Annotated in this window: 23 protein-coding genes; 9 read left to right on the top strand and 14 right to left on the bottom strand. The window is 39.5% G+C overall.

From position 1 onward, the window contains the following. Window positions 1-939 carry an acetyl-CoA carboxylase carboxyl transferase subunit alpha gene (gene accA / locus V7Q04_RS08620; RefSeq protein WP_333804593.1) on the top strand — a complete coding sequence of 313 codons (939 nt, stop codon included), beginning with the start codon at window positions 1-3 and terminating at the stop codon, window positions 937-939. Window positions 940-980: 41 nt separating this feature from the next. On the opposite strand, the gene V7Q04_RS08615 is transcribed toward accA, so the two are convergent. The 9 genes from V7Q04_RS08615 to V7Q04_RS08575 form a co-directional block, all read right to left on the bottom strand. Further along, complete coding sequence (locus V7Q04_RS08615; protein WP_333804592.1) at window positions 981-1391, bottom strand: hypothetical protein; 411 nt, start codon at window positions 1389-1391, stop codon at window positions 981-983. 69 nt (window positions 1392-1460) lie between these two features. Continuing rightward, a complete protein-coding gene (locus V7Q04_RS08610) occupies window positions 1461-2327 on the bottom strand; it encodes a c-type cytochrome (RefSeq protein WP_333804591.1) in 867 nt (288 codons plus the stop codon). Next, window positions 2324-3583, bottom strand: a complete 1260-nt coding sequence (locus V7Q04_RS08605) for a cytochrome b (protein WP_333804590.1) — start codon at window positions 3581-3583, stop codon at window positions 2324-2326. Before V7Q04_RS08605 ends, V7Q04_RS08610 begins: the two co-directional genes overlap by 4 nt. 11 nt (window positions 3584-3594) lie before the next feature. Further along, window positions 3595-4101: a Rieske 2Fe-2S domain-containing protein gene (locus V7Q04_RS08600; protein WP_333804589.1), complete on the bottom strand. Its 507-nt coding sequence runs from the start codon at window positions 4099-4101 to the stop codon at window positions 3595-3597. 93 nt (window positions 4102-4194) lie between these two features. Then, window positions 4195-6060 (bottom strand): tRNA uridine-5-carboxymethylaminomethyl(34) synthesis enzyme MnmG, encoded by a 1866-nt coding sequence (gene mnmG, locus V7Q04_RS08595; protein ID WP_333804588.1) that lies wholly within the window; start codon window positions 6058-6060, stop codon window positions 4195-4197. Window positions 6061-6184: 124 nt separating this feature from the next. Further along, window positions 6185-6664, bottom strand: coding sequence for an OsmC family protein (locus V7Q04_RS08590; RefSeq protein ID WP_333804587.1), 480 nt, complete (start codon window positions 6662-6664; stop codon window positions 6185-6187). Further along, on the bottom strand, window positions 6657-7826 hold the full coding sequence (locus V7Q04_RS08585; RefSeq protein ID WP_333804586.1) for a cobalamin-independent methionine synthase II family protein: 1170 nt from the start codon (window positions 7824-7826) through the stop codon (window positions 6657-6659). The genes V7Q04_RS08590 and V7Q04_RS08585 overlap by 8 nt, the downstream gene beginning before the upstream one ends. Before the next feature lie 4 nt (window positions 7827-7830). Beyond that, on the bottom strand, window positions 7831-8652 hold the full coding sequence (locus V7Q04_RS08580) for a phosphate/phosphite/phosphonate ABC transporter substrate-binding protein (protein ID WP_333804585.1): 822 nt from the start codon (window positions 8650-8652) through the stop codon (window positions 7831-7833). A 162-nt stretch (window positions 8653-8814) separates the two neighbouring features. Beyond that, complete coding sequence (locus V7Q04_RS08575) at window positions 8815-9939, bottom strand: acyl-CoA dehydrogenase family protein (protein ID WP_333804584.1); 1125 nt, start codon at window positions 9937-9939, stop codon at window positions 8815-8817. Between the two features lie 295 nt (window positions 9940-10234). On the opposite strand from V7Q04_RS08575, the gene V7Q04_RS08570 reads away from it, so the two are divergent. The 3 genes from V7Q04_RS08570 to V7Q04_RS08560 are packed head-to-tail and all read left to right on the top strand — an operon-like array spanning window position 10235 to window position 12569. Beyond that, window positions 10235-10963: a 5-oxoprolinase subunit PxpA gene (locus tag V7Q04_RS08570; RefSeq protein ID WP_333804583.1), complete on the top strand. Its 729-nt coding sequence runs from the start codon at window positions 10235-10237 to the stop codon at window positions 10961-10963. Beyond that, entirely contained in the window at window positions 10960-11643 is a 684-nt protein-coding gene (gene pxpB, locus V7Q04_RS08565) for a 5-oxoprolinase subunit PxpB (RefSeq protein ID WP_333804582.1), read from the top strand. Before V7Q04_RS08570 ends, pxpB begins: the two co-directional genes overlap by 4 nt. After that, entirely contained in the window at window positions 11640-12569 is a 930-nt protein-coding gene (locus tag V7Q04_RS08560; RefSeq protein WP_333804581.1) for a biotin-dependent carboxyltransferase family protein, read from the top strand. The genes pxpB and V7Q04_RS08560 overlap by 4 nt, the downstream gene beginning before the upstream one ends. A 21-nt stretch (window positions 12570-12590) precedes the next feature. Here the strand turns inward: V7Q04_RS08560 and V7Q04_RS08555 are convergent, their stop codons facing one another. Further along, entirely contained in the window at window positions 12591-14543 is a 1953-nt protein-coding gene (locus V7Q04_RS08555) for a methyl-accepting chemotaxis protein (RefSeq protein WP_333804580.1), read from the bottom strand. Between the two features lie 226 nt (window positions 14544-14769). Here V7Q04_RS08555 and V7Q04_RS08550 point away from each other — a divergent pair, with 226 nt between their 5' ends. The 3 genes from V7Q04_RS08550 to V7Q04_RS08540 are packed head-to-tail and all read left to right on the top strand — an operon-like array spanning window position 14770 to window position 16297. Continuing rightward, window positions 14770-15378 carry a riboflavin synthase gene (locus V7Q04_RS08550; protein ID WP_333804579.1) on the top strand — a complete coding sequence of 203 codons (609 nt, stop codon included), beginning with the start codon at window positions 14770-14772 and terminating at the stop codon, window positions 15376-15378. Beyond that, window positions 15342-16052: a peptidoglycan editing factor PgeF gene (gene pgeF, locus V7Q04_RS08545; RefSeq protein WP_333804578.1), complete on the top strand. Its 711-nt coding sequence runs from the start codon at window positions 15342-15344 to the stop codon at window positions 16050-16052. The genes V7Q04_RS08550 and pgeF overlap by 37 nt, the downstream gene beginning before the upstream one ends. Beyond that, window positions 16049-16297, top strand: coding sequence for a hypothetical protein (locus tag V7Q04_RS08540; RefSeq protein ID WP_333804577.1), 249 nt, complete (start codon window positions 16049-16051; stop codon window positions 16295-16297). The genes pgeF and V7Q04_RS08540 overlap by 4 nt, the downstream gene beginning before the upstream one ends. A gap of 1 nt (window position 16298) precedes the next feature. On the opposite strand, the gene tpx is transcribed toward V7Q04_RS08540, so the two are convergent. The 3 genes from tpx to V7Q04_RS08525 form a co-directional block, all read right to left on the bottom strand. Further along, the gene (gene tpx, locus V7Q04_RS08535) at window positions 16299-16841 is read right to left on the bottom strand and encodes a thiol peroxidase (protein ID WP_333804576.1); all 543 of its coding nucleotides are present in this window, start codon (window positions 16839-16841) and stop codon (window positions 16299-16301) included. 70 nt (window positions 16842-16911) lie between these two features. Next, window positions 16912-19368: an ABC transporter substrate-binding protein gene (locus V7Q04_RS08530; protein WP_333804575.1), complete on the bottom strand. Its 2457-nt coding sequence runs from the start codon at window positions 19366-19368 to the stop codon at window positions 16912-16914. An 80-nt stretch (window positions 19369-19448) separates the two neighbouring features. After that, complete coding sequence (locus tag V7Q04_RS08525) at window positions 19449-20669, bottom strand: HD-GYP domain-containing protein (protein WP_333804574.1); 1221 nt, start codon at window positions 20667-20669, stop codon at window positions 19449-19451. 156 nt (window positions 20670-20825) lie between these two features. Between V7Q04_RS08525 and V7Q04_RS08520 the strand changes: the two genes are divergently transcribed. Next, window positions 20826-21716, top strand: coding sequence for a DMT family transporter (locus V7Q04_RS08520; RefSeq protein ID WP_333804573.1), 891 nt, complete (start codon window positions 20826-20828; stop codon window positions 21714-21716). On the opposite strand, the gene V7Q04_RS08515 is transcribed toward V7Q04_RS08520, so the two are convergent. Then, entirely contained in the window at window positions 21703-23124 is a 1422-nt protein-coding gene (locus tag V7Q04_RS08515; protein WP_333804572.1) for an EAL domain-containing protein, read from the bottom strand. The two genes, V7Q04_RS08520 and V7Q04_RS08515, sit on opposite strands and share 14 nt — an antisense overlap. A 266-nt stretch (window positions 23125-23390) precedes the next feature. Here V7Q04_RS08515 and V7Q04_RS08510 point away from each other — a divergent pair, with 266 nt between their 5' ends. After that, the gene (locus V7Q04_RS08510; protein WP_333804571.1) at window positions 23391-25811 is read left to right on the top strand and encodes a heavy metal translocating P-type ATPase; all 2421 of its coding nucleotides are present in this window, start codon (window positions 23391-23393) and stop codon (window positions 25809-25811) included. The last annotated feature ends 1 nt before the right edge of the window (window position 25812 follow it).

Here is a 25812-nt window from a genome sequence, read left to right as displayed (position 1 = left end):
GTGGCGACTTATTTGGATTTTGAGAATGGGATTAAACAAATTGACGAGGATATTTCTAACGCCAAAATCAAAGGCGATAGCCATGCAGTTGAGATTTTAGAGAAAACACTCTCAAAAGAAATTTCTAAGACCTATAAAAATCTAAGTGAATACCAAAAACTTCAACTTGCACGTCATCCTGATCGTCCTTATGCATTAGATTATATTCGTTCTCTTTTACGCGATAGCTATGAAATTCATGGTGATCGCAACTTTGCAGATGATGCCGCTATTGTTTCTTACATTGGGTATATTGGCGAGCGTAAAGTCATTGTTATTGGTGAGCAAAAGGGTCGTGGAACTAAAAATAAAATCAAACGTAATTTTGGTATGCCTCATCCAGAAGGTTACCGTAAAGCGCTTAGAATTGCTAAAATGGCAGAAAAATTTGATCTTCCTATTCTCTTTTTGATTGATACTCCAGGTGCTTATCCTGGTATTGCAGCAGAAGAGAGAGGTCAGAGTGAAGCTATTGCTAAAAACCTTTTTGAATTGAGTAAACTCAACACAAAAAGTATCTCAGTTGTTATCGGAGAAGGTGGTAGTGGTGGAGCTTTAGCTATTGGAGTAAGCGATAGAGTTGCTATGATGCGTTACTCTGTCTTTTCTGTTATTTCTCCAGAAGGTTGTGCTGCTATTTTGTGGAATGACCCTAGTAAGCAAGAAAATGCTACCAAAGCAATGAAAATTACTGCAGAAGATCTTTATCAACTCAAATTAATTGATGCAATCATTGATGAGCCACTTATTGGTGCACATCGTGATAAAGAGAGTGCGGCCAGAGCGCTTGGTGATTATTTTTTAAAATCTTTAGAGGAACTTGATAAGCTTAATAACGAAGAGCGAATGGCGAAACGTTATGAGAGAATTGTTTCTATTGGAGCCTACGAAGAACGCTAAGAGAATACATTCTCTCTTAGCATTTTCAAACTTTCTTTTTCTTACCAGCCACGAACTAACGTGTGGCAATCTGTACAAGCATTGACCATATCAGAAAAAGCATTGTGTGCTTTTCTTGGTTGATTTACTGATAAATAATACCTCATTTCTTTAGCAGCATTCTCAACTCGTTTTGAACTGATATACGCTAAATTTTCCATCTGTTTTTTACCTTCTGGTAAGAAAGCTTTGATGGCATTACGGTTATCGTAGGTACTATTTTCTTTCTCAACTTGGTCAAGGCCCTCTTGAACAAGAGGCATATTGTTGTACAAAAATCCTTTTTGAATATTTGCCAAACCATTTTCCATATTGAGCATAATTACAGCATTAACTTTTTCTATTTCAGAAGCATTGAGGGAACATACAAGAGACAAGGTAGCTAATATCATCGTCATTTGAAAGCGTTTCATTATTTCCTCCTGTTATCTCGCCACCAAAATTGAGGTGGCGAGGTGCGTGTGTGTAATTACAGATTATGATCAGTGAACTTGTTTCCAGATTTTGACTTTCCAAGCATAAGCAAGAAGCGTAAAGACAAGCATGTAAGCGATGAGTTTATACCCAAGACTTTCTCTTTCAGCCTTTTTGCGATCACCTACTTTATCCATATACGCAACCACTTGATTTTGAGCTTTTTCAGTCAACCCAACACGAGGCATTGATGTACCTGCAAGTTGTTTTTGTGGATTATTGATAAAGGTCGTAAGATACTCATTTCCACGAGAACGAATCATCACTGAAAGATCAGGCGGAGTAGTACCCATATACGCCATTAAAGCTGTTTTATCGGTGGTACTCATCAGTTTGTCATACTTCATATCATGACATCTTTGACATGCATCGGCAAAGACTTTTTTATCATCAATACTAGCAGGTGCAATGGATTGAAGATACGCAACAATGTCGGCCACTTCTTGATCAAGATCCCCACCTAAACCAAAGAATTGAATCATTGGATGTGGACGTGTCTCATTGAATTTATGTTCCACTTTAAGCGCTTTTGTTGGCTCTTTAATCAGTGCCGCTAAGAAGTTCTTATCGTAGATAGCGCCTGCACTGCTAAGATCAGGTGGTACAACACCAAAGGTTGCAGAAGCACTTGCATTATCCATGGGAGCTGGCATATTAGCCGCTGCTACACCATGACACCCAATACAACCTGCACTTAAAAAAGTTTCAGCGCCTTTTGCCGCATCACCTTTTTTCTCGGTTGCACCTAAATCTTTAAATGCAAAGTCAGCAGGAGCAACATGTGGATGCATTTGAGAATGCGCAAATGGTTCAACTCCGAAATAAACAACAGCCGTAAAGAAAATTACAACCGCTAATATTTTCAACTCTTTCATTTGCAACCCCCATGACAACATTTCGCTTCCATTTTAGTAATAATTGGAAGAACAATAAATAGCGTGATAAAGACAATGGTTGCACCAAAGCCAACCCATGCATTCGCACCTGTTGGAGGTAGCTTCCCGTAAACGGTTAAAACAATCATATCAACTAAAAGTACCCAGAACCAAATGAAAAATGCAGGACGCTTATGTGCTGGTGCTACATGATCGGTGTTTCTATCTAGGAATGGGAAAACCATAAAGATAACGTTTGCAAAGCCAAATGCTGCTAAACCAATATCCATAGCGGCAATACCACCAATATCAAAGAAGAAACCACGCAATACTTCATAACTCCACAAGAAATACCACTCAGGATAGATATGTGCAGGTGTTTTCATATTGTTTGCAGGATCAAAGTTAATAGGGTCCATAGCAAAGTCATAGTGGAAACAGACAAGGTAGAAGAATACCGTAAGGGCAACACCTACAACAAAGAAATCTTTGGAGAGGAATACTGGCCAGAAAGGTACCACTTTAGACTCTACTTTTTTACCATCAAGATACTTTTTAGCTTCAGCATCAAAGTCAAGTTCTTCTGCTTCTTGGTTATTAACATGAGGTACTCTTAAAGAATAGAAGTGAACCGCAATGAGTAAAAGAATAACCAGTGGGAGTAAAAGTACATGTAACATGAAAAAGCGTGTTAATGTAGCATCTGCAACCAAGAAGTCACCTCTGATCCAAACGACCAAAGCTTCACCAATGACGGGAATACCACCAAAAAGGTTAGTAATAACTTGTGCTGCCCAGTAGCTCATTTGTCCCCAAGGGAGCATATAACCACTAAACGCTTCTGCTGAGAACATACCAAACAGAGCCATACCGGTTAACCAGATGAGTTCACGTCCTTTTTTGTAAGAGCCATAATAGATTCCTGTAAACATATGGATGTAAATCACAAGAAAAATAACGGATGCTGCAACACCGTGCATATGTCTCCATAACCAGCCGTATTCTACCTCTTGCATGATCGTGTAGTTGACACTGTCAAATGCTAATTTAATGTCTGGTTTGTAGTACATTAAAAGGAAAATTCCTGAGACGATCAGAACCATAAAGAGAACCATTAAAACAACACCCATTGCCCAAAGGAAGTTGATGTTTTTAGGAATCCAGTATTCTGTCATCATAACTTTGATGAATTTATTAACTGCTAATCGCTGATCGAGCCAATCGATAAAGCCTGTCGCTTTTCTAATTTCTGCCACGGTTGCCTCCTTTACGCTTTCTTAGCTACTAGTTTTTTATACTCAGGACCTTCTTCACCAAGGACGAGTTTCTCTCCATCTATTTTAAAGGGAGGAATATCCATTGGACGTGGAGGTGGACCAAATGTATTGACACCACTTGCATCAAATTCGCCACCATGACAGGCGCATTTGAACTGTTTAGATGCTGGCATCCATGTTGGAATACATCCAAGATGGGTACAAAGACCTATCATAACCGCATAGCTTTTCCCGCCTGCGACAATGTCTCGCTTCTCATTCTTTGGCATCTCTGCGCTTTTTCGCAAGATGAAAATAGGCTTTCCTCTCCATTGGATCGTTTGCACTTCTCCTTCTTTCATTGGAGAGAGATCAACAGTGATGAATCCAGCAGATTGTACACTTGGGAGTGGATCCCAAGTCTTTTTCATAGCGCCAAGGGCTACTACGCCACCTGCCGCTGCAAAACCGCCGAATGCCATGCCTATAAAGTCTCTTCTGCTTGTTTCAACAGCCATCCGTCTTCCTTTCGTGTTGTTTAATTTGTGACAATTTTATCGCATCTTATATTAAGAATCTATGATATAAGTCATTAGTTATTTGTAACAATTTTATTTTTTATTAAAAATTTTTATATAGACATGCAAAATGTCGAGCGCTGCAGGTGTAATACCACTAATTTCACTGGCTGCAAAAAGAGTCGGTGGATTAAAACGTTGTAACTTTTCTACCACTTCATTGCTTAATCCTGAAATTGAACTAAAGTCCATCATAGGTGGAATTTTAATGTTGATCATTTCTTTCATGGTATCTATTTGATCTTTTTGCTTGAGAATATAATTTTTATATTTGGCTTCGACAAGAATTTGTTCTTTGGCATCTTCACTAAAACCACTTACGATAGGTGCAAGTTTTTCCAATTTTTCTACAGTAAATTCAGAACGTGCGACAATCTTTTGAAGCGTGACTTTATCGGTAATCTTATCTTCGCCGATACTCGCTAGAAATGCATTGTTTTCATTGGATGGCGTAAGTGTTGTCTCTTCCAAATACGCTAAACCTTCATTCATTTGCATCTGCTTTTTGACTACTTTATCATGGGTTTGTTCATCGATAAGCCCAATTTTGTACCCGTAAGGTGTTAATCTTAAATCAGCATTATCTTCGCGTAATAATAAGCGATACTCTGCACGGCTTGTAAACATACGATAAGGCTCTTTAGTTCCTTTGGTGACTAAATCGTCAATCAAAACACCGATGTAGGCTTCATCCCGTCTTAAGATGAGTGGCTCTTCATCTCTTAGGCTCAACGAAGCATTAATGCCTGCCATTAAACCTTGCGCCGCAGCTTCTTCATAGCCTGTGGTTCCATTGATCTGTCCTGCACAGTAAAGACCTGAGACTTTTTTGGTCTCTAATGTATGGTTCAGTTCGGTAGGATCGACATAATCGTACTCGATGGCATAACCAAAGCGAACAATCTTTGCATTTTCCATTCCTTCCACAGAATGAATCATACCAAGTTGTGTATCGGTTGGAAGAGAGGTGCTAAAACCGTTGATGTAGTATTCGGTAGCTTCTCTTGTTTGAGGTTCGACAAAAAGGTGATGGCGCTCTTTGTCACGGAAACGGTTGATCTTATCTTCAATGCTTGGGCAATAACGAGGACCTATGCCCTCAATTTGTCCTGTGAAAAGAGGGGCACGATGGAAATTGCTCTCGATGATGGTGTGTGTCTCTTCGTTGGTGTAAGCAATGTAGCAAGGAAGTTGAAACGGTTTAAAGCTTGCACGATCGGTTCTAAAACTAAAAGGAATCGGATCTTCGTCGCCTGGTTGCAGTTCCATTTTTGAAAAATCTATGGTTTTGGCATCAATTCTCGCACAGGTGCCTGTTTTGAGGCGTCCCATAGTAATGCCAAGTTTTCGAATAGAATCTGAAAGATTCATAGAAGGAAATTCACCCACGCGACCTGATTGGTGTTTGTACTCGCCAATATGAATCAGACCTTTTAAAAATGTTCCTGTGGTAATAACGATTTTTTGTGCATGATAATGGTTGCCCATTGCGGTAATAACACCTGTAACTTTTCCATCTTGTGTAACGATTTCATCAGCAACTTCTTGTGCAACGCTCAAGTTTTCAGTACTTAAAACGATGGTACGCATGTAAATGCGGTATCTGTCCATATCAATTTGTGCGCGACTACCACGAACGGCTGGACCTTTGGAGAGGTTGAGGGTACGAAATTGAATACCTGCATTATCGGTGGCAAGTGCCATTTGTCCGCCAAGAGCGTCAAGTTCTTTGACCAAGTGCCCTTTTGCCAGTCCACCGATAGCAGGATTACAGCTTGCTGCTCCAATTTGCTCTGCAAGGATAGAAATTAAAAGGGTTTTATGCCCTAATCTTGCGGACGCCAAAGAGGCTTCAATACCTGCGTGTCCACCACCAATTACAATAACATCATATTTCATAATACTAATACCTTCAATACATACTATAGTTTTTATCATTATACTACGAATTATCTGTATTGAGCCTATGAAAAAGGAGTAAACCTGAGTTTTAAAAAGGTTTTCAAAATGGATAAAGCAAGGGTTAAACGCTGATGATTTTAGGTTCGATGTGTACGCTAATGTGTTGCGTATTGAGCATTTTATAAATGATGGATTTGTGTAATGCTCTTTGCGCAAGAAGCTTAATGGGGTTCGCATCCATTTCCGAGTAGATATAGACATCACCGTTTAATGCTTTTATCGTGGCTTCATCCTCGTAACCGACAACGCCTAAAAGTTCAAGGGGATTTTCAAGATGACATATAAAGCGCGCTTCAATCTCTTCAAGAATAATTTTTTCTTTTTTAGCCTCTTTTTTAATGGCTAAAATATAACTGCTTGCGAACGAAGCAACAAAGAGTTCTATGCTGGATAACATGGTGGCTTTGGAATCAAATGTGGCAATATCTTTAATGATAATACTCTGGTTACGTGTGTAAAACTTTGCTTCATTCTCATGCGATAAAAAAATGCGAAATGACGATAAATAGGACGTTTGCTCATTAACAAAATGTTTATGCATATCGGGTTCTTAAGGTATTGGCCGCGCTGTGCAAGACCTGTAGTTTCTGTTCAATAATTTTTTGAATATTGACAGGTCGGTTGGAAAATGTTGCAAATCCACAATCGGGATTCAGCCAAATTTTCTCTTTAGGCAGATAGTGCAGTGCTTCTTCTACTTTGGCGACAATATCGCTAACATTTTCGATTTCAGCCGTTCGAGGGTTTAACACCCCTAATCCTAAAATGATTTTTTCACCCAGCGTACTGTTCTTAAAAAGTGAGCTGATCTCACCCGCACGTGGTGTTGAAAATTCCAGATGTAAAACCTGAGCCTTTGATGCTTCAAACAAAGGAACCAAAGGGGTGTAAGGACCACTTAAAAGGGTACTCTCATCGCTGCTCCAATTGCCTCTGCACACATGTAATGCCGAGATAATTCCTTTTTGGTTGATGTACTCCATGATTTCTTGGATGAGCTTTGTTGCAAAGCGTAACTCTTCAGTGGGGTCTTTTCTCTCCGAAAGTGCTGCACACATGAAGCTTCTAGGCTTTCCTTGTGTAAAAACAACTTCGGTTAAAACAGGCTCATCGAGTTGAATCATATACACACCATTTTGTACCAAAACATCTACTTCTTGTTTCAGCACACGGATAATGTCTTGCCCTAACGCCTCTTTACTGCTGTAATGTTTTTGAGAGAGATTTGGGAGCCACATAGAACGTGTTAAGAGGTAAGGCCCTGGTAAGGTCGCTTTGATGGGCTTTTGGGTGCATTGTTTCAAAAGAGAGAGTTCGTCGTTGACTAAACTTTTATGGTAAACAACTTTATCGGCGCAAATGGCATTTTTAATGCTAAATCCTGGCACATCCAGTTTGGTGAGAATTTCCTCAAATGCCTCTTTATCCTCGATGTAATCGAGCATTTCGACCATTGAGAAGAGCTTAACGCCCAAGAGTTTTTGTGCCACAAAGGAGCAATAATTATCGCGTGAAAGCTCTCCGCTGGTGATAATATCGACACCGTTTTCTTCTTGAATGGTGACAATCTCTTTGGTTTGCTCCTCAATCAGCGCTTGGAAAGTGGCATTTTCTTCATTTTTATGAAGGTATTTTAAGATTTTACTCTCTCTTGGCCAACTCCCAATGAGGCTAATAGGAAAAAGAGGCATTTGATTTTTCATGGTGCTACGCTTTTTTGAAAAAATTTAAGAGCGCTACTGCTTCTTCGAGTTGTGCATACCCTGAAGTTCTGCCTTTGACCCACTGTTTAAGACCTTCCATGTCCATCATCTCTTTATGCTCTGGGTTGTTATAATCCATTTTGAAAAGAGTTTCTTCCCATACTTTCAGTCGTTCAAGTGGAAAATCTTCTCTCACCGTAAAGATACAATGGTCAAAATAAGGCGTTTTCTCGATACAAACAATCTGTTTTTCATCGAGAGTGCCGTCTTGTTTCCACGCTTCATAATTTAAATCCACACAGACTGATGCGTCGACCAATCCATTTTGCAAAGCGTGAAGAGCATCGCGTTCGCCACCCACATGGTCGCCATGCAAGCCATAGCCGATATTAAAGACTACTTCTTCATAGTCTCTCCCCGCCTTCAAGCCATTCTGTGCTAAAAAGTTCATAGGAATCAGGCGCGCCTGAGGTGAATCAATGGCTCCAAATCCGATTTTTTTGCCTTTTAATTCTTGTAACGAAGCGATGTTGGAGTCAGCTCTTGTTAGAAAAACAGATTTTCGATCTTGGTCTGTGTCGCGCATCGCACTTTTGATACATCTGTTGTGAGAACGCATTGCAGCATCCACCCATGCCAAAGGTGAATTCCATGCAATGTCGATTTCGCTTTTTAAAAGTGCATCGACTTGTGTTTCATAATCTTTAAAAAAGAGGCACTCGACATTGACGCCATTTTCTAGGAAAAAATTGGCGATAATACCCCAAATTACAGTTACTTTTGGGTCATAAATGACCGCACCAATTTTTATGGTTTCGTGATTCATATTTTTGCCTTGTTTATTAATTTAGTTCTTACCGAACTTCAAACACGCCTTTAAAGCAAAGCTTTAAAAGTTACGTTACACTGGGTTTTGCTCGGCACAAAGCCCACGCACCTTTGATGCTTTAACTTCTTGAAACTTAGTTTTGCAAGAACGCTATATTGGTTAAGGGATTTGTTGTCCTGAGACGGCTTTGCCAAGCCACACTTTTAACACATCCACACTTGGTGCCATGATGTGTCCCGCAAATGAATCTCTTAACAATCGCTCAAGCGGAGTTTGTTTATTGTAACTTTTACCACCACCCACTCTCATAGCAATCGTTGCGTTTTCAATGACGCTTTCAGAAGCAAAAATACGTGCAGAAATAATTTTAAGCACAGCATCCGCTTCACCAGCATCGTAACTGCGTGCCGCTTCAAATGCCATCGTTCGAGATGCCATCATTTTGGTGTAGAGATTACTTAAGTGGATTTGAACGGTTTCAATGTTAGCCAGCGAAACACTTTCGGAGTATTTACGTGTCGTCGCATGGTTGAGTGCTTCTTGGTAGATGTTGGTACTCAAACCGCTGTAAACAGACGCTAAGCCTGTGAGGAAGAAAGAAGCTACGGTTGTAAAGACTTGCTCCATAGCACCTCCTTCTGCGCCGATTTTGTAGCTTTCATCTAAAAAGAGATCGTTCAGCTCCATAGGACATGAAACATTGGCACGCATACCAAGACCATCCCATGTGGAAAGTGCGAAACTTAAGCCTTTTGTCTCTTTTGGAACAATCCAGTTATTGATTTTTTCGGGGTCTTTTGCAGGCGATAATACGAGATAATACGATGCGTATTCAGCCGAGGTAACCATGCTTTTTGCGCCATTTAAAATAACGCCTTTATCGGTGTAGTGTGCGGTTATTTCGGGTTTATAAAAGTGTGTACCTGTACCCACTTCGCTGTACGCAAGGGCTAAGAGTTTTTTGTTTTGGATGACATCGGTAAAGATTTGTTGTTTGAGTGTCTCATCGGCGTGGTTGCTTAGGCACATTAAGGCAACGTTGTGCATCATATAACACAGTGCCACCGTAGCAGAACCTTCGGCAAATGCCATACAGACTTGTGCATGTTCGCTTAAACCTTTTCCTTGTCCGCCGTATTTTGTCGGGATCAGCAGTGAAAAGTAGCCTTCTTCACCTATCTTATCAAATATTTTTTTGGGGAAAACTGCATCTTGGTCATATTGTGCAGCGTGTGGGGCGATCTCTTTTTGAGAAAACTGTATTGATTGGTTGTAAAAATTCATTGGGGCTCCATGTATGATAATTTTGTTAGCAACAACCTGCTGCTTATTAACAAATGGCATCACTTCTGATGTTGGGCAAAGTATAACATATTTGTGTGACATTTGTGTGATTTAACCTTTAACAAAGGGTACAAAAGGATACGGTTAACGCTCTTTTGAAGAAAACAGTTTTGGTGAAAAAAGAGGCTTTATAAGTTCAGCAGTAACATTCTTTTTTACTATAATACTTTAATAATTCCAGCTATGGTAACATTATTACGAAAAGAGTCTTGTACCTTTAAATTAGGATGAACAGATGATAAAATTAAACTGTGATGCAGGTGAGAGTTTTGGTTCTTGGAAAATGGGATTGGATGAATTGATTATGCCTTATGTCGATATGGCGAATTTTGCCTGTGGATTTCATGCGGGAGATCCTGTGATTATGGATCGTTCCATTAAACTTGCCCTAAAACACGGCGTAACCATTGGTGCTCACCCTGCGTATCCTGATTTAGTAGGTTTTGGTAGACGCAGTATGGTCTGTTCACTTGAAGAGATTGAGTCGATGGTCATTTACCAAATTGGAGCACTTCAGGCTTTCGTTACGGCGAATGGTGCAACACTTTCCTATGTCAAACCTCACGGCGGGCTTTACAACGATATGATGAAAGACGAGCGTATTTTTAGAGCTGTAGCTACGGGGGTTGCACGTTTAAACCCAAAACTCAAATTGATGATTCTTTCCATGGTCGATACCTCAAAGTACGAGGCTATTGCTAAAGAGTTAGGATTGGAGCTTTTGTATGAAGTGTTTGCCGATAGGGCATATGATGAGAGTGGCTTGTTGGTTCCAAGGAGCCAAAAAGGTGCAGTACTTCACGATGTTAATGCGGTTATTGGGCGTTTAAAATTGCTTCAAAAAGAGGGCGTTCTTGAGACCATTTCGGGTAAAAGAATTGCCCTTAAAGCAGATACCTTGTGCGTTCATGGCGATAACGAAGAAGCCGTTGTATTGGTAGAAACTCTGAGGAAAAGCATGTGAGTAGGGTTTATAAAATTGCTTCGGAATCATCCGTTATTGTCTATTTTGGAAGTACCATTGACCCACGCATTTCCCAAGAAGTGCAAAAAAGCTACCTTGCGTTAAAAGCTGTGCAGTGCGCCAGTTTTTTTGAAATCATTCCTTCGTACGCATCGCTTATGATAAGCTATGATCTGATGCATTTTGACTTTGATGGTGTGTGCGAGAAGATCGAGAAGATCATCCATCATGCCGAAGAGATTGCGATGAGCGAGCCTAAAATCATTACGATTCCAACCTATTATGGCCCTGAAGTAGGGCTTGATTTAGAGCTTTTGGCACACGAAAAAAATATGAGCATTGAAGAAATTATAGCGTTGCATTCGGGTAGAGTGTACAGTGTGTATGCGATCGGATTTGCACCAGGGTTTGCGTATTTGGGTGAAATAGACGAACGCTTGGCGACATCGCGCTTAGCAAGTCCAAGGAAAGCTGTTCCAAAAGGGAGTGTTTCCATAGCAGACAGACAAACAGCGGTTTATCCTGCTCAAAGTCCTGGCGGCTGGAAAATTTTGGGACGAACGCCTATGGTAATGTTTGACGCTTCGTATGAGGGGCTTTCGCTTTTTCATGTAGGCGATCACGTGCGCTATGAGTCTATTTCTAAAGAGGAATTTTTAAAACTAGGAGGTGCTTTATGAGTGGCTTTTTAGTTGAAAATGGTGGTATACAAAGCTGTGTTCAAGATGCAGGGCGTAGAGGTTTTAGTGACATTGGGCTGACTCAAAGTGGGGCTATGGATGAGATGGCTTTTGGCTATGCTAACTTTTTAGTGGGCAATGATTTCAATACTCCCGTCATAGAAATAGCACTAGGTGGGGCTTCGTTTAAAGTTCAAAATGAGATGTGCATTGCTATTTGCGGAGCATCAATGCATCCTAAACTCAACGGTCATACACTTGGTTTATGGCAAGTCCATCAACTCAAAAAAAACGATATTTTAACGTTTGGGTATGCGAGTGAAGGGCAATTTACCTATCTTGCCGTTGCAGGCGGTTTTCAAACACCTTACCTTTATGGAAGTTTTTCAACCAGTATCAAAGAAGGACTCGGTGGCATTGAGGGTAGAAAGCTGAAAGCAGGTGACATACTTCCAACCTCTGGGGCTCGTTGTCCGATGGATAGGCGAAAACTTGAAAAGCAGTTTATACCGCATTATCCTGATGAGATAATCCTGCGCTTGGTCAAAGGCTACCAAGAAGAGATGTTTGACTCAAAAGCGCAAGAGACTTTTTTTAACAGTGTTTATACGTTTAAAGGTGAGGGCGATAGAATGGGGTATCGCTTAAGTGGTGAAAAAGTGGCTCCTGCTCAGAGTGGAATTCTCTCAGAGCCTATTTGTTATGGTGCCGTGCAAATTCCAAGTCATGGTGAACCCATAGTACTTTTAAAAGAGCGCCAAACCATTGGAGGCTACCCCAAAATTGGCTCAGTCATTGCCGTAGATTGTTTTAAATTAGCGCAGTTACGCTCCGGTGGACGGGTGAGATTTCAAGCGGTGAGTTTAGAAGAAGCGAAAAGAGTGACGCAAGCGTTTTATACTTTTTTTGGACATAAAGGAGTGTAAAAACACTCCTTTATCAACACATTAGGTTCTGAAATTTCCCAAAACACCGTTGAGTTTTTCTGTAAGATCGCTGAGATGTTCTGTAGCACTACTGACCTCTTCCATACTGCGAGTATTGCTCAGTGTGATGGTGTTAATCTCTTCGATCTTCGCAACAATGGCATCTACTTTTTTACCCGTTTCAACGTAATCTTTCACCGTATTTTCACTTGAAATGGTTGCATTGTCCATAATAATAGCTGTTTCATTAATGTTTTTTTCCACTTCTGAAGCAATTTTCGTGAGATTTTCCATACTTTTGGAGTTATTGTTCATATGATCGCTGGCATCATTAATCGCTTGAACGATAACATTGATAGTGGCATTAATCTCTGTTAAACTTTTTTGTGTTCGTTCTGCAAGATTGCGCACTTCATCCGCAACAACAGCAAAACCTCGTCCATGCTCACCCGCACGTGCTGCTTCAATGGCGGCATTGAGTGCGAGCAGGTTAGTTTGATCAGCAATATCCGAAATAACGGTTAAAACACCTTTAACTTGGTCTGCATCATTGCTTAGTTGTGAAATTTGACGTGCAAGTTCAACTTCGGTATGTGCGCTGGATTGGACTTGGTCTGCCATTTTGTTCACTTGATTTTTAGCATTGATCAATTTAGTATGTGCTTGTGCGATCTCTTCTTCGGATTTTTTTGCTTTTATTAATGAGGTAGAAAGCTCTTCTTTGATGTTGCGTGACATGGTATTGGTTTCATTGACAATACCCGATGTCTCTTCGGCTCTTCGTCCTACTTCAAGGGCTGTGGAGGTAAGTTCATTGGCAACAGAGGCATTTTCATTACTCGAAGATTTTGCCATACTAACGGTATTTCTTACTTTGTCGATAAACAGATTAAATGCTTTAGAAGCAAGACCGATCTCATCGCCACTTAAAACATCCATTTGTTTTGTCAAGTCACCATCACCACTGGCAAGATTATCGGCTCTTAATTTGAGCTCTTTTACAGGATCAATAACCGCTTTTTTTAGGGTGATAACGAGCATACCCATAATAATCATGGTGATGATAGACATAACAACGATCTGTTTTACCAAAACATATTGTGCTTCATGAACGACTGCTTTAACTGCTTGTAGCTCTTTGGCGATTAAAACTTCACCTGCTCTTGTTCCATCAAATGATTTAAGCTCATCTCTTACGATGAAATACGTCTGTGTTGAAAAACTTTTCCCTTTGCTTGAAAGATCGAGATCTTTAATCTCATCAAAGAGTTTCATATCGGTTATTGCTTTGGCTTGTGAAAGAGCTGTATCTTTGGCTAAAAGTGCATCTTTTGCACCTGCACTTAAGTTAAGTAGTTTTTTGTCGGTGAGAAAGATCACACTAGCGCCTATATCTGTTTTAGCGCTTTTTGCTACAGCATCAAATGAGTCAATAAATTCAACCGAACCCAAATACTCACCCTCTTTGATAATCGGAGCAACCCCTCGAAGTGACATACCTGCTACGCCCATTTCAATGGCAGTAAGAGGTTGTTTGGTCTCTTTGACTTTTTTAATGGTTTGACGAAAACTGGAGAGGTCATCGCCAAATTTGTTTGGCATCCATTCACGAAGAAAACTTTTAATGTCTTTGGTGTGGATGTGAATCTGGGCTTCTTTAAAATCTGTTTTTTCTTTATAGAGAGTGGTAAGCTCTTTAAGCCCTTTAATGGCAATGGCACGGTCATTACCCAATAACGCCTCAATAACATAATAATTAGAAGCAATGGTAATAGCATTGGTTAATGCAATGTCATATTTTGCTTCGAGTTGATTTTTGACATAAATTTTCAATGTTTCTTGTTCTTTACCATAAACATCTTTTTCAATACCCTGAATGCTCAGGTAAGAGGAAAAAAGAATGAGAATAAATCCTATAACAATACCTCCAAAAAGTGGAATATAAATTTTCTGTGAAATTGTCCAATGATTCATTATCGATCTCCCATACATCGTTTTTGTATATGCCTATTATAAGCATTTCAGCCTTAATGTGAATACTATCACTAAAAAAAAGGGGAAAAAAGGGGGAAAATGATAAAGCGCACTGTACTTTATTGCTAAAAGCGCTTTATCCTGCAAACGAGCATTCTCTTTACTTATGCTAGTTAAATCCTAAAAGCGTTATAATAGAAAAGATAAATAGACAAAGGGTTAGAGAATGTTTACAGGGTTAATTCGAGAATTTGCAGAAGTTTCAGGTTATGCCAATAACATTTTAACGCTTCGTGCAACCTATAAACCTAACATTGGGGATAGCATTGCCATCAATGGTGCTTGTTTAACGGTTATAGAGCTTTTTGAGGGTGGTTTTAGTGTAGAACTCTCCCTAGAAAGCAGGTCTTTACTTGCGGTTGAAAACCTCAAAGGAAAAGTACATATGGAGCCAGCCCTTGCTCTGGGTGATCGTCTTGATGGGCATATGGTTCAAGGGCATGTGGATTGCGTGGGTGTGATTGAACATTTTAATCAAAGAGAAAATGGGCTGGATATTGAAGTGAGCATTCCTCAAAAGCAATTGACATTTGTCATTCCTAAAGGGAGCATTACGATTGATGGTGTAAGTTTGACGGTTAACGATGTTAGCCCAAAAGGTTTTCGTTTAACCATCATTCCACATACGCTTCAAAAAACATTGATAGGAAGTTATAAAGTAGGGCAGAAAGTGAATGTTGAAACTGACATGTTTGCGCGTTATCTTCATCATATGTTTAGTAAAAAAGAGGCGCTTGATTGGAATGGGGTGGATCGGATTATGGCAACCTATTGATGCAGTATTGTTTTACGACACGATATGAGGGTGTAAGTCAAGCTCCATTTGATAGCCTCAATCTTGCTTTTCATGTGGGTGATGATCGCTCAAATGTCAAAGAAAATCGAGCACGCTTAGAAGAAAAACTTGGTGTTTCAAAGCTTGTTTTTATGGATCAAGTACATGGAGATACCGTTGTTTTGGTTCATACAGGTGACGAATCGCCTACGTGTGATGCGATGATAACCAATGTTAAAGGCATTGGTTTAGCGGTGATGGTTGCGGATTGTATTCCTATTTTGTTTTACGATGAGGTACATCATGCTATTGGTGTTGCACATGCAGGACGTACGGGAAGCCTTTTAAATGTTGGGCAAAAAACGGCTCAAACTATGGCTGAAACATTTGGTTCACGTATGGAAGAGTTGAAAATTTGGATAGGACCTTCAATTCATGTCTGTTGCTATGAAGTGGGCATTGAAGTCACCAAAGGGTTTGAAAAAGCTTTACAGGTAAAAGAGGGAAAGTACTTTTTGGATTTACAACGCTATAACCAAGAGGCATTTTTAGCATTAGGTGTGAAGCGTGAACATATTGAGATTTCAGATGTGTGCAGTTGTTGCAATGCGGATTATTTTTCATACCGAAGAGAGAAACAAACAGGACGTTTTGCAGGAGTGATTACGTTATGATGCCTAAAGGATTGTCACAGTACCAGAGTGTGCAAAAAAGTGTTTCAGAGCTTGATAACAAGGGCTTTTTAGAGAAAATTATAGGCAAAGCAGCACTGTATGACATCGCTTTTTTACAAAATAGAGCTATGATGGAGACAATTTTAACACTCCCCGATCAGAGTATTGATGAGAAGACGATTTTAAAATTTGAGAAGCTCTTCTTGTGGCTTTATCAGACACAAGAAGAAGCGAAGTTAAGCTAGATTATTTTGCGCCACAGCCACATTTATGTGATGGTGCTGCTGTTTCTTTAAGCGCACAAAGTGCTGCTTCATAGTTAGGCTCTTCTGTAATTTCAGGACAGATCTCTTTATAAACAACTTTGCCTGCTTTATCAACTACAAAAATTGCTCTTGCGCTTAAGCCTTTAAGTGGGCCATCTGCTACTAAAACACCGTATGCATTTGCTAAAGCTCTTTCTCTAAAATCGCTACCTACTTGTAGGTTTTCAATGCCTTCAGTTGTACAAAAGCGTCCCATTGCAAATGGAAGATCCATAGAGGCAACGACAACAGTTGCATCAGGAATTGCTGCAGCTTTTGTGTTAAATGTACGTGTCTCTTGAGCACAGACCGCTGTATCTAATGAAGGTACGATAACGATGATTTGAGCTTTATCACTAGCTCCTCCGACTTTGATCTCACTTAAGTCTTTTGCGACAAGTGTTACAGCTGGAGCTTTATCGCCAACATTGATTTCAGTGCCAGAAAGTGCGACTGGATTACCTTTGAGTTTGGTTGTTGCCATTGTGTGTCCTTTTAAGAAAATATTTGTAAATTATAGCTAAGTCGGATAAATAAACTCTTAATTTAAAATGTTAGAGAATTTGTACTTGATTTCGACCATTTCGTTTAGCTATGTAGAGTGCTTCATCAGAGCGTTGCATAATGTCGAAAACCTCTTTATCACTCTCTTTGAGTGAACTAATCCCAATACTAACCGTGATAGCGGGTAAATCTTGCGCACCTCCTGTTGTTCTCTCGATGGATTCGCGTATTTTTTCTGCTAAGATGCGCGCCCCATCCAGAGGGGTGTTTTGAATACATATCGAAAATTCTTCTCCTCCAATACGTCCAAAAAGATCACTTTTACGAATAATCTCTTTGATGCTTTTTGCGAAGAACTTCAACACATCATCGCCTTTTGCATGCCCATAGGTGTCGTTCACATGTTTAAAAAAGTCGATGTCAAGGGAGAGAATATGAAGCTCCATAGCGTTACGTTTTGCAAGGTGAAAGTATTGGGTGGCAAGAAGCAAAAAGTGTCTGCGATTGTCGATTTTTGTCAGTTCATCGGTGTTGGCTAAATCTTTAAGTTTTGAGTTAAGAAGGCTCAGTTGATGGGTTCGCTCGTCTACCTCTTGTTCCAAGGTTGCATTGAAGTTTTCAATTTCTCCGGTACGTTCACGTAACTTTTTATTGAGACGTTGGATATGCGCGAGAAATGCAAACGAGATGATAAAAATGAAAATAATCCCCAAAAAAACAGAGTTGTATTTCACTAAAACATCTTTGAAGGTAAAGGGTTCTTGCTCGTAAGGGTAAATGTTAAACTCTTTGAGAATCACATATATTTTGGAGTAATCCAGTGGCGTTTTAAGGCGAAAAGCTTGCTTGACTTTAGGTGTTATGGAAAGCTTTAAAAGACTACTCAGCACTTCATTGGTAAGGTATTCTGAGGTGTGAGGTGTTTTGGCTAAAACCCACTCTGGATAAAGTTCGGTGCTTATGAGAAATGGAAAATTAGGATACTTTTTTGCTCCTAAAACTTTAATATCTTTGAGTGAAATAAGTCCTTCATCTTGCATCCGCTCAAGCACGTCACTGCGAATAATCCCCACATCGACGCTATTTCCCATCACTGCTTTGACAACATTGTGATGGGTTCCTAGAAAAGAGATGTTTTTTGTAAGGGACGGGTTGTTGATCTCTTTGAGTCCTAAAAGATAACCTGCTAAAGAGTGTTCTGAGACGGCACCAATGGTTTTTGTCTTAAAATCATTATAGGTATTGATATGTGTTGTGTCTGCTTTGGTAAAGATGACACTCCCATACTCGCTATAGTAGTGGTCTTTGTAACGTGGCATAAGTGTCGCAATACGGCTAATGCCATACATATGTTCAAGTTGAATGGCATGCATGGGGTTTGTAATGATAAAATCTATCTCTTTTTTTTGAATACTTTTTTGCATCTCTTCAAAGCTTAGCGGAATGATAACAAACTGATGGGAGGGGAAAAGATCACTAAGGTACTGGGCGCTATCACTCCATGTTTTCGGAATAATAGTGCTGTCTTCACGGATCGCTAAAATGCCAATTTTGACAGTATCCTTAGCAAAATGTAAGGGATCAACAAACCCTTCTAGTGAAGTACCATTTTTTAAAAGACCGCTGATTTTATAGACATTGGCAATGTCCTCAAATTTTTTAGCTTCAATCAGTCCAAAAGGCTTTCCTTCATCGAATGCTAATTGTTTAAGCATCTTTCCTTCATAGATAAGTGCGTCAAGGCTTTTATGTTGTGTATTGTACTTCTCATAAATAAGAAGTGCTGTTTCTTCAACATGGTCAAATGCCCATTCCCAGCCTTTTTTACTCGCACTGTAAAATCGTTTTGCTCGCTCTTTATGCAATGCAATTTCATCTTCTGATGTAAAAAGAATATCGCCATAGAAATCAAATCCGTAGTCTTTAGGGTTTAATATCGTATGCGAAATATTACGTTCATCGAGAATAAAGGGCTCGTTAGAGATGTAACACGCCATTGCATCAATCTTTTGTTTGATGAGATCATCAAGGTTAAAAGAGGGGTCTCGTAAAAAAACATCCTCTTTTTTAACCCCATGGCTCATAAGCATTGAAAGAATAGAGACAGCGCTTGATTCTTCAAAGCTCATCATCACGATACGGTTGAAAAGGTCTTTGGGCGTTTTAATGACAGGATTGGTGCTAATAAGAACAGAAGGAGAGTGTTGAAACAGTGCCATGAGTGCAACAACAGGCTTTTTATGGCTACGATCAATAATTAATGAGGATTTACCAATGCCATAATCACTCTTTTTTGAGAGAACCGCATCCACACTATTCGTGCCAGATTGGTACTCTTTGATGGTGACGTTAAGATCAAGCTCTGCGTAAAAGCCTTTTTCCTGCGCGACATAAAATCCTGCGGATTGAAATTGGTGAAGCCATGCGAGTTGCAGTGAAATAGGTTCCACTGTATGATTGGCAAAGAGTGTAGTGTAAAAAAAGAAAAGAAAGATAAGTAAACGCATCAGGCGACCACCTCTTCTGAACACAACTTATAGATTTTAGCACAATCTCACTCAAAAGGGCGATAACACTGTATGATTTTTTACAGGTAAGCATGCGGGTGAATAGCTTTTTCGTAACACTCTTGCATATGAATTGCCATTTTATCGACAATACTTGCATCCAATTTATGTTCTATAACCATTTTTTCAAGCATTTCATAGGCATTTTTAGCATCTAAAGTTTTTGTTTGGTGCATTAAATCTTCAAACGTATCGGCTGTCGATAAAATACGCGCTTTTAAGGGGATTTTTTCTTCACCAAGGTGTGCTGGGTAGCCTTTTGCATCGAGCGTTTCATGGTGCATAGAGACGATTTTAGCAATACCCTCAAAGCCTTTGATTTGCTGTAAAATGATTTGTGCATCAAAACCGTGTCGTCTCACTTTTATGCATTCATCATCATTGAGTGCATCTACTCTACAAACAAGGTCATCGGGAATTCTAAGCTTGCCTAAATCATGAAAAAGAGCTGCTAACTCAATCATTTCTTGATCTCCAATAGAAAGTTCGCATAATTGTGCGAGATAGCGAGCTAAAGAGGCAACGCCCAAAGTATGGTGTTCATGCGTATATACACCTTTGTCATCGACAATACCTGCAAACATAAGTGCAATTTTTTTTAAAAGATCAAACGAAACTGCTTTGATTTCGCCTTTGTCAATCCAATCTCGAAAGTAGTAATGAATGTATTCGGGCTCTAAGTAATACCAAAAGGCATCTGTTTGCGAGATTTGAACAAATGCTTCCGTCAATTTTGGTGAAAACATCGTGGGCGTATGCTTTTGAATGATGGAGCGAATATACTCTTTTTCATGATAAAGATGTGCCCCAAATTGAGACCGTAAGGAATCAATACGATCACTTAAATAGATAAGGTTAGCATAGAGTTTAACCTCTTCATCAAGATGAGGTGAAAAATGTTCCCAATGCGTGTGATGTTGCGCGATAATATCTGCAAAATCACGGTAAATAGGAACACTTTTTAAAAGTCGTGCACCTTTTGTACAATGGGTGTGTGCCTCTGACCAATCCAGATGATGAATGATGGCATGATGAACATCTGTGGAAGAGACACCGCTGTCATGCAGCATTGCCATGAGCATTACTTTATCCAATTTTGATTGTCGCCAACCCAGTGTTTTGCCAACTTCGCAGGCAATATAAGCGACACGTTTTCCATGCATAATGTCATCGATACCTACGTAATCGAGGGCTTCTGAGAGTACATATGTTAGCTCTCGTAAATTAAGTTGGTATAACATCCTAAATCTCCTTGAAAATCCTTTTTCATAATTAGCGTTCTTACAAAAATTTTTAGCGCGCATTTAACGCTTTGTAAAACCTACTGAAATTGTATAGCTGTTGTGTTGCAATGGCGTTATATTTGCTACAATGACGTTTCGAAAAAAAGGATAGAAATGCAAGTCTATGTTCTTTTAGTATTGTGTGTGCTTTTTTGGTCTGCCAATTTTGTTCTTGGGCGTTTTGTTGCGGGAGCGATTGAACCATGGGAATTAGCTTTCTTTAGATGGTTGGGTGTTTTTGTCGTAACGCTTCCTTTTTTACTGTTACATGCAAAGAAAATTTGGGGTGCGCTTAAAAACCATTTTGGCATTTTAATGTTACTCTCAGCTCTTGGTATTGCAGCATTCAATACACTTTTGTACATTGGATTACAAAAAACGACTGCCACCAATGCGCTTTTGATTAACTCTTCCATTCCTATCATCATTCTTTTTCTTTCGTTTGTTATTTTGAAAACAACGATTTCTCTGCGACAAATTGTGGGCATTGTCCTCTCGACACTGGGTGTTGTCTTTTTAGTGCTCAAAGGTGATGTTCAGAGCATTTTGATGCTCAGTTTTAACGCAGGTGATTTTTGGGTCATTGCTTCTTCTTTATGTTGGGCAAGTTACAGTGTGCTTGTGAAATTTAGACCTTCTACACTGAGTAACTTTGAATTTTTTATAACGACTGTAGCGCTTGGTGTTGTGATGCTTTTACCTTTTTACCTAGTGCAAGGGTATTCTTTGGATCGAGAAATAAGAGTTGTGATGGACTATGCGTGGGCAATTGCCTATGTGGTTTTGGTGACTTCTATTCTTTGCTACTATTTATGGCATAAAGGCATTGCTCAGATTGGGGCGGATAAAACGGGACAATTTACGCATCTAATGCCACTGTTTGGGAGCTTTTTAGCGTATATCTTTTTAGGTGAGCGTTTAGAATGGTACCATTTGGGAGGTATAATTTTGATTTTTGGGGGAATCTATCTCTGTTTATTTGCCAAAAAAGTTAATGTGCACTGATAGGAAGTTCGGGTTTTGGTTTTCCAATGTGAAAACCTTGCCCATAATCAATCCCTATCTCTTTAACACACTCTAAAACTTCCTCTGAGTGAACATATTCAGCAATCGTTTTGATATTGAGCTCTTTAGCAAAGTTGACAATGGTTTTAACAATGATCTTTGTCTCTTCGTTATGGTGAATATTTTTTATAAGACTGCCATCAATCTTAATATAATCCACTCTCAGCTCTGTCAGTCGTTCAAAATTTGAATAGCCTGAGCCAAAATCATCAATGGCAATTTTTGCTCCGTAAGATTTGACTTGGTCGATAAATTTGGCAATCGCTTCATAGTTTTCAATACCATCGCTCTCTAAAATCTCAAAAATTACCCAAGGACCTACATTGAATTCTTCAAGTTTTTCGATGATGAAAGTCGTTGTAACAATGTTAGTCATGTCAAGGTAGGAGAGGTTGATAGAGAAGCCACTGGAAGAGATTTGAAAGGTTTCAAATGCTTTTTGAATGAGTGACATCGAGAGTTTTGAGTAGATTTTCGAGTGCTTAGCTACATCTAAAAATTCTGCGGGTAAATAGTAACTGCCATCTTCTTTTTTAATGCGCATAAGGGTTTCAAATTTTTCAATTTCGTTGGTACGAAAGTTAAGAATAGGTTGGAAAAAAGGGACAACATAGTCTTTTGCAAGCGCTTCTTTAAGCGTATGGTTCATGGTCATGTTGTGATGGTACTCTGCCTCTTTGTGACTGCTTTTATCGTAAATCATATAAGGAAGACGTTTGTTCTTCGCCTCTTTACAGGCGATGGAAGCAAGTTTAAGCAAGCTTTTCTTTCCTTGATGTGCACCAATGGAAAGGGTTGTATCTACCTCTACTTCATCGCAAATAATGCGGTCTTTTGTAATTTTCATCGAGATTTTTTTGAGGTATTTTTTGAGGTTGTATTCGTTAAAAGGAACGCGGATCAAAATGGCATAAATGTCCGCTTCAAATTTGTAAAGCGTGGCATCAATGGGTGGAAGGTTGTTTGAGAGCCACTCCCCGATGACTTTGAGAAATTTATCGCCAAAGTTGTGTCCGTAAAAGTTGTTGGTATTTTGAAATGAGTCAATATTGATGATAATCAGGGTTGACTCAATAGACGGATCGAGTTTTTTGTTGTCTCTTAGAAGTTTAAGGCGATTGGGTAGTTTTGTATTAAGATCGATGTAAAGATTTTTGCGTAGTTCATTTTTAAGCTTTGTATTGCTTTGAATCAGCTTGGTAACAAAAAAGAGACCAAAGCTTGTTATCCCTGTAAGAAGGATAGAGGCTAAGATGAGAGAGTGATACCAAATTGCAAAGTAGAGAGGACATAATGCAAGTATCAGGAAAAGTCCTGCTTTAACATAGAGCTTTTGACTATTCTCCACTACTTTCCCTTGACTCATAGTTACCTACAACTATTATGTAGGGTTGGCACTTTATCACAAAGGGTTTGAAAAAAAAATTAAGTCTATTTTTCTATCAGGTTTATCACAAAAAAGTCACGATATAATAATTTTTTATAATTGCAAAAAAAGTTTCTGCCTCAGCATGAGGCAAGCTTTAGTGCCTTAGCGGTTAGCGTAGTTTTTCAAGCTTTGCTTGGAAAGCGTATAAAAAATGAGTTCGAGAAGAACTCTAATGAAAGATTAATATGAGCAAAAAATGTTGCGATCACTGCCATTTAGAATACGAAGCCACTTTGTTACTCCAAGACACCAGTTATGAAACTCCCAAATTTTTTTGTTGTAAAGGTTGCCAAGGTGTTTTTCATCTTTTAAAAGATGAAGGGCTTGATACATTTTATGCCAAAATGGGTGAAACAACTTTAGCTCCTCCTAAAGTCAACATGGACGATACCAGTCGTTTTGATTTGGATGGATTTATCTCAAAATATGTCAAAACGAACAAAGAAGGTTTGAGTGAAATCTCTTTGATTATTGAGGGGATTCATTGCAGTGCGTGTGTATGGCTTAATGAAAAAGTACTTTCTAAACAAGAAGGCATTGTTGAAGTCACGATCAACTACACCAATAACAAGGCAAAGATCGTTTGGGATGGTGAGATCATCAAGCTTTCACACATTATAGAGACAATCCGAAGCATTGGCTATAACGCATATCCGTATGATCCTAAAAGTGGTGAAGAGCGTGCAACGGTACAACGCAGAGAGTATTATTCCAAACTTTTAGTGGGTATTTTTGCGACAATGAATGTGATGTGGATTGCCATCGCACAGTATGCGGGCTATTTTACTGGGATGGAAAGTAATGTCAAAAATATTCTCAATTTTGCTGAGTTTATTCTGGCGACTCCGACCCTTTTTTATACGGGCTCAGTCTACTTTAAAGGGGCGTATTATGGGATCAAACATCGTTATGTGACGATGGACTTTTTGGTTGCCACTGGTGCTTCTTTGACGTATGTTTTTTCTCTTTATGCGATGTTCTCGCGGAGTGCTGAGGTCTATTTTGACTCGGTGACGATGATTATTACCTTTGTTTTTGCCGGTAAATATTTAGAGGTTTTAACGAAGAAAAAGGCTGTTGACACGCTGGATGCATTTGGAAGTTTAATGCCTACAGAGGTATTGCTGATCAAAGGGGATGAGAAGATATTAACAAGCGTTGATTCGGTTGAAATCGGCGAGATGATTGAAGTACGAGCTGGTGATAAAGTCGCCATTGATGGCGTGATAGTAGAGGGCGAAGGCTCTTTTGATCTTTCACGCCTTAATGGTGAATCCGTTCCTATTTTAGCCCAAAAAGGCGATAAAATTCTCAGTGGATCTATCTGTTTAGACAGTGTTATTCGCTACAAAGCGACCAATACCTTTTCCTCTTCTATGCTCTCTAAATTGGTGACGCTTCTTGAAGATGCCATGAACAAAAAGCCTAAGATCGAAAAACTTGCCAATCAAATTTCGGGGTATTTTTCACGTACAATTCTTTTTTTGGCTTTTTCAACACTGCTATTTTGGTTTTATCACAGTGGTTCGTTTGAAACAGGGTTGATTATAGCGATCTCTGTGATTGTCATTGCGTGTCCGTGTGCTTTAAGTCTTGCAACTCCGGTTGCGACACTGGTTGGACTTGGTTTGGCTGCAAAACGAGGCATTTTATTTAAAGAAGCAGGGTTTTTAGAAACTATGGCAAAATGCGACACACTGGTTTTAGATAAAACCGGAACCATCACCAAAGGTAAACCTGAAGTGGTGACGCATATGTACCTCCAGCCGTTTGATCTTTCTCTTTTGTATGCACTGGTCAGCTCATCCAATCACCCCATCAGCCAAGGTATTGCAAGCTTTTTGAACGAAGATGCATCGGCTTTATGTGTAAAAGATTTGGGGCAGATTAAAACGATTGAAGCCAAAGGTGTCAAAGCTACATTTGAAACACATCAACTTTTAGGTGGGAATGCCAAAATGATGGCTGAAGCGGGTATTACGGTTGCTATGCCTGAAAATTTTGAGATGTTCAGTCACTATTTCTTTGCTATTGATGGTGTTTTAGTTGCGATATTTGGACTTAAAGATAGCCTAAAAGAGGGCGCAAAAGAGAGTATTGCGGCGCTTAAAACGCTTGGATTAGAAATCGTGATGCTAAGTGGGGATCATGTGAGTGTAACACGTGATATTGCGAAGGAAGTAGGCATTGATGTTTTTGAAGCGGCATTGTTACCGCATGAAAAAGCAGCCTATATTGAAGTGTTACGTCAAAAAGGTCAAAAAGTGGTCATGGCGGGAGATGGTATCAACGACACATTAGCGCTTTCTCAAAGTGAGATAGCCATTGCTATGGGAAGTGGTGCTGATGTGGCTGTGGATGTTAGTGATGTTGTGTTGACCAACGATAGCGTACATAGCTTGTATGAAGCTTTTGTTATTTCCCGTAAAAGTTTACGTGTGGTGAAAGAAAATTTGCTCTTTTCGTTACTCTACAATGTCGTAACGATACCTTTAGCAATGAGTGGGTATATTATACCGTTGTTTGCCGCTCTTTCAATGTCACTCAGCTCTTTGGTGGTAGTTGGGAATTCGATGCGCATTAAAAACATTTTTAAAAGGCCTTAGG

It is taken from the genome of Sulfurospirillum sp. (assembly GCF_036802865.1).
In the GTDB taxonomy this organism is placed as follows: Bacteria; Campylobacterota; Campylobacteria; order Campylobacterales; family Sulfurospirillaceae; genus Sulfurospirillum.
Note: the sequence above shows the minus strand (reverse complement) of the source record. Positions and strands in the feature narration are given on the sequence as shown.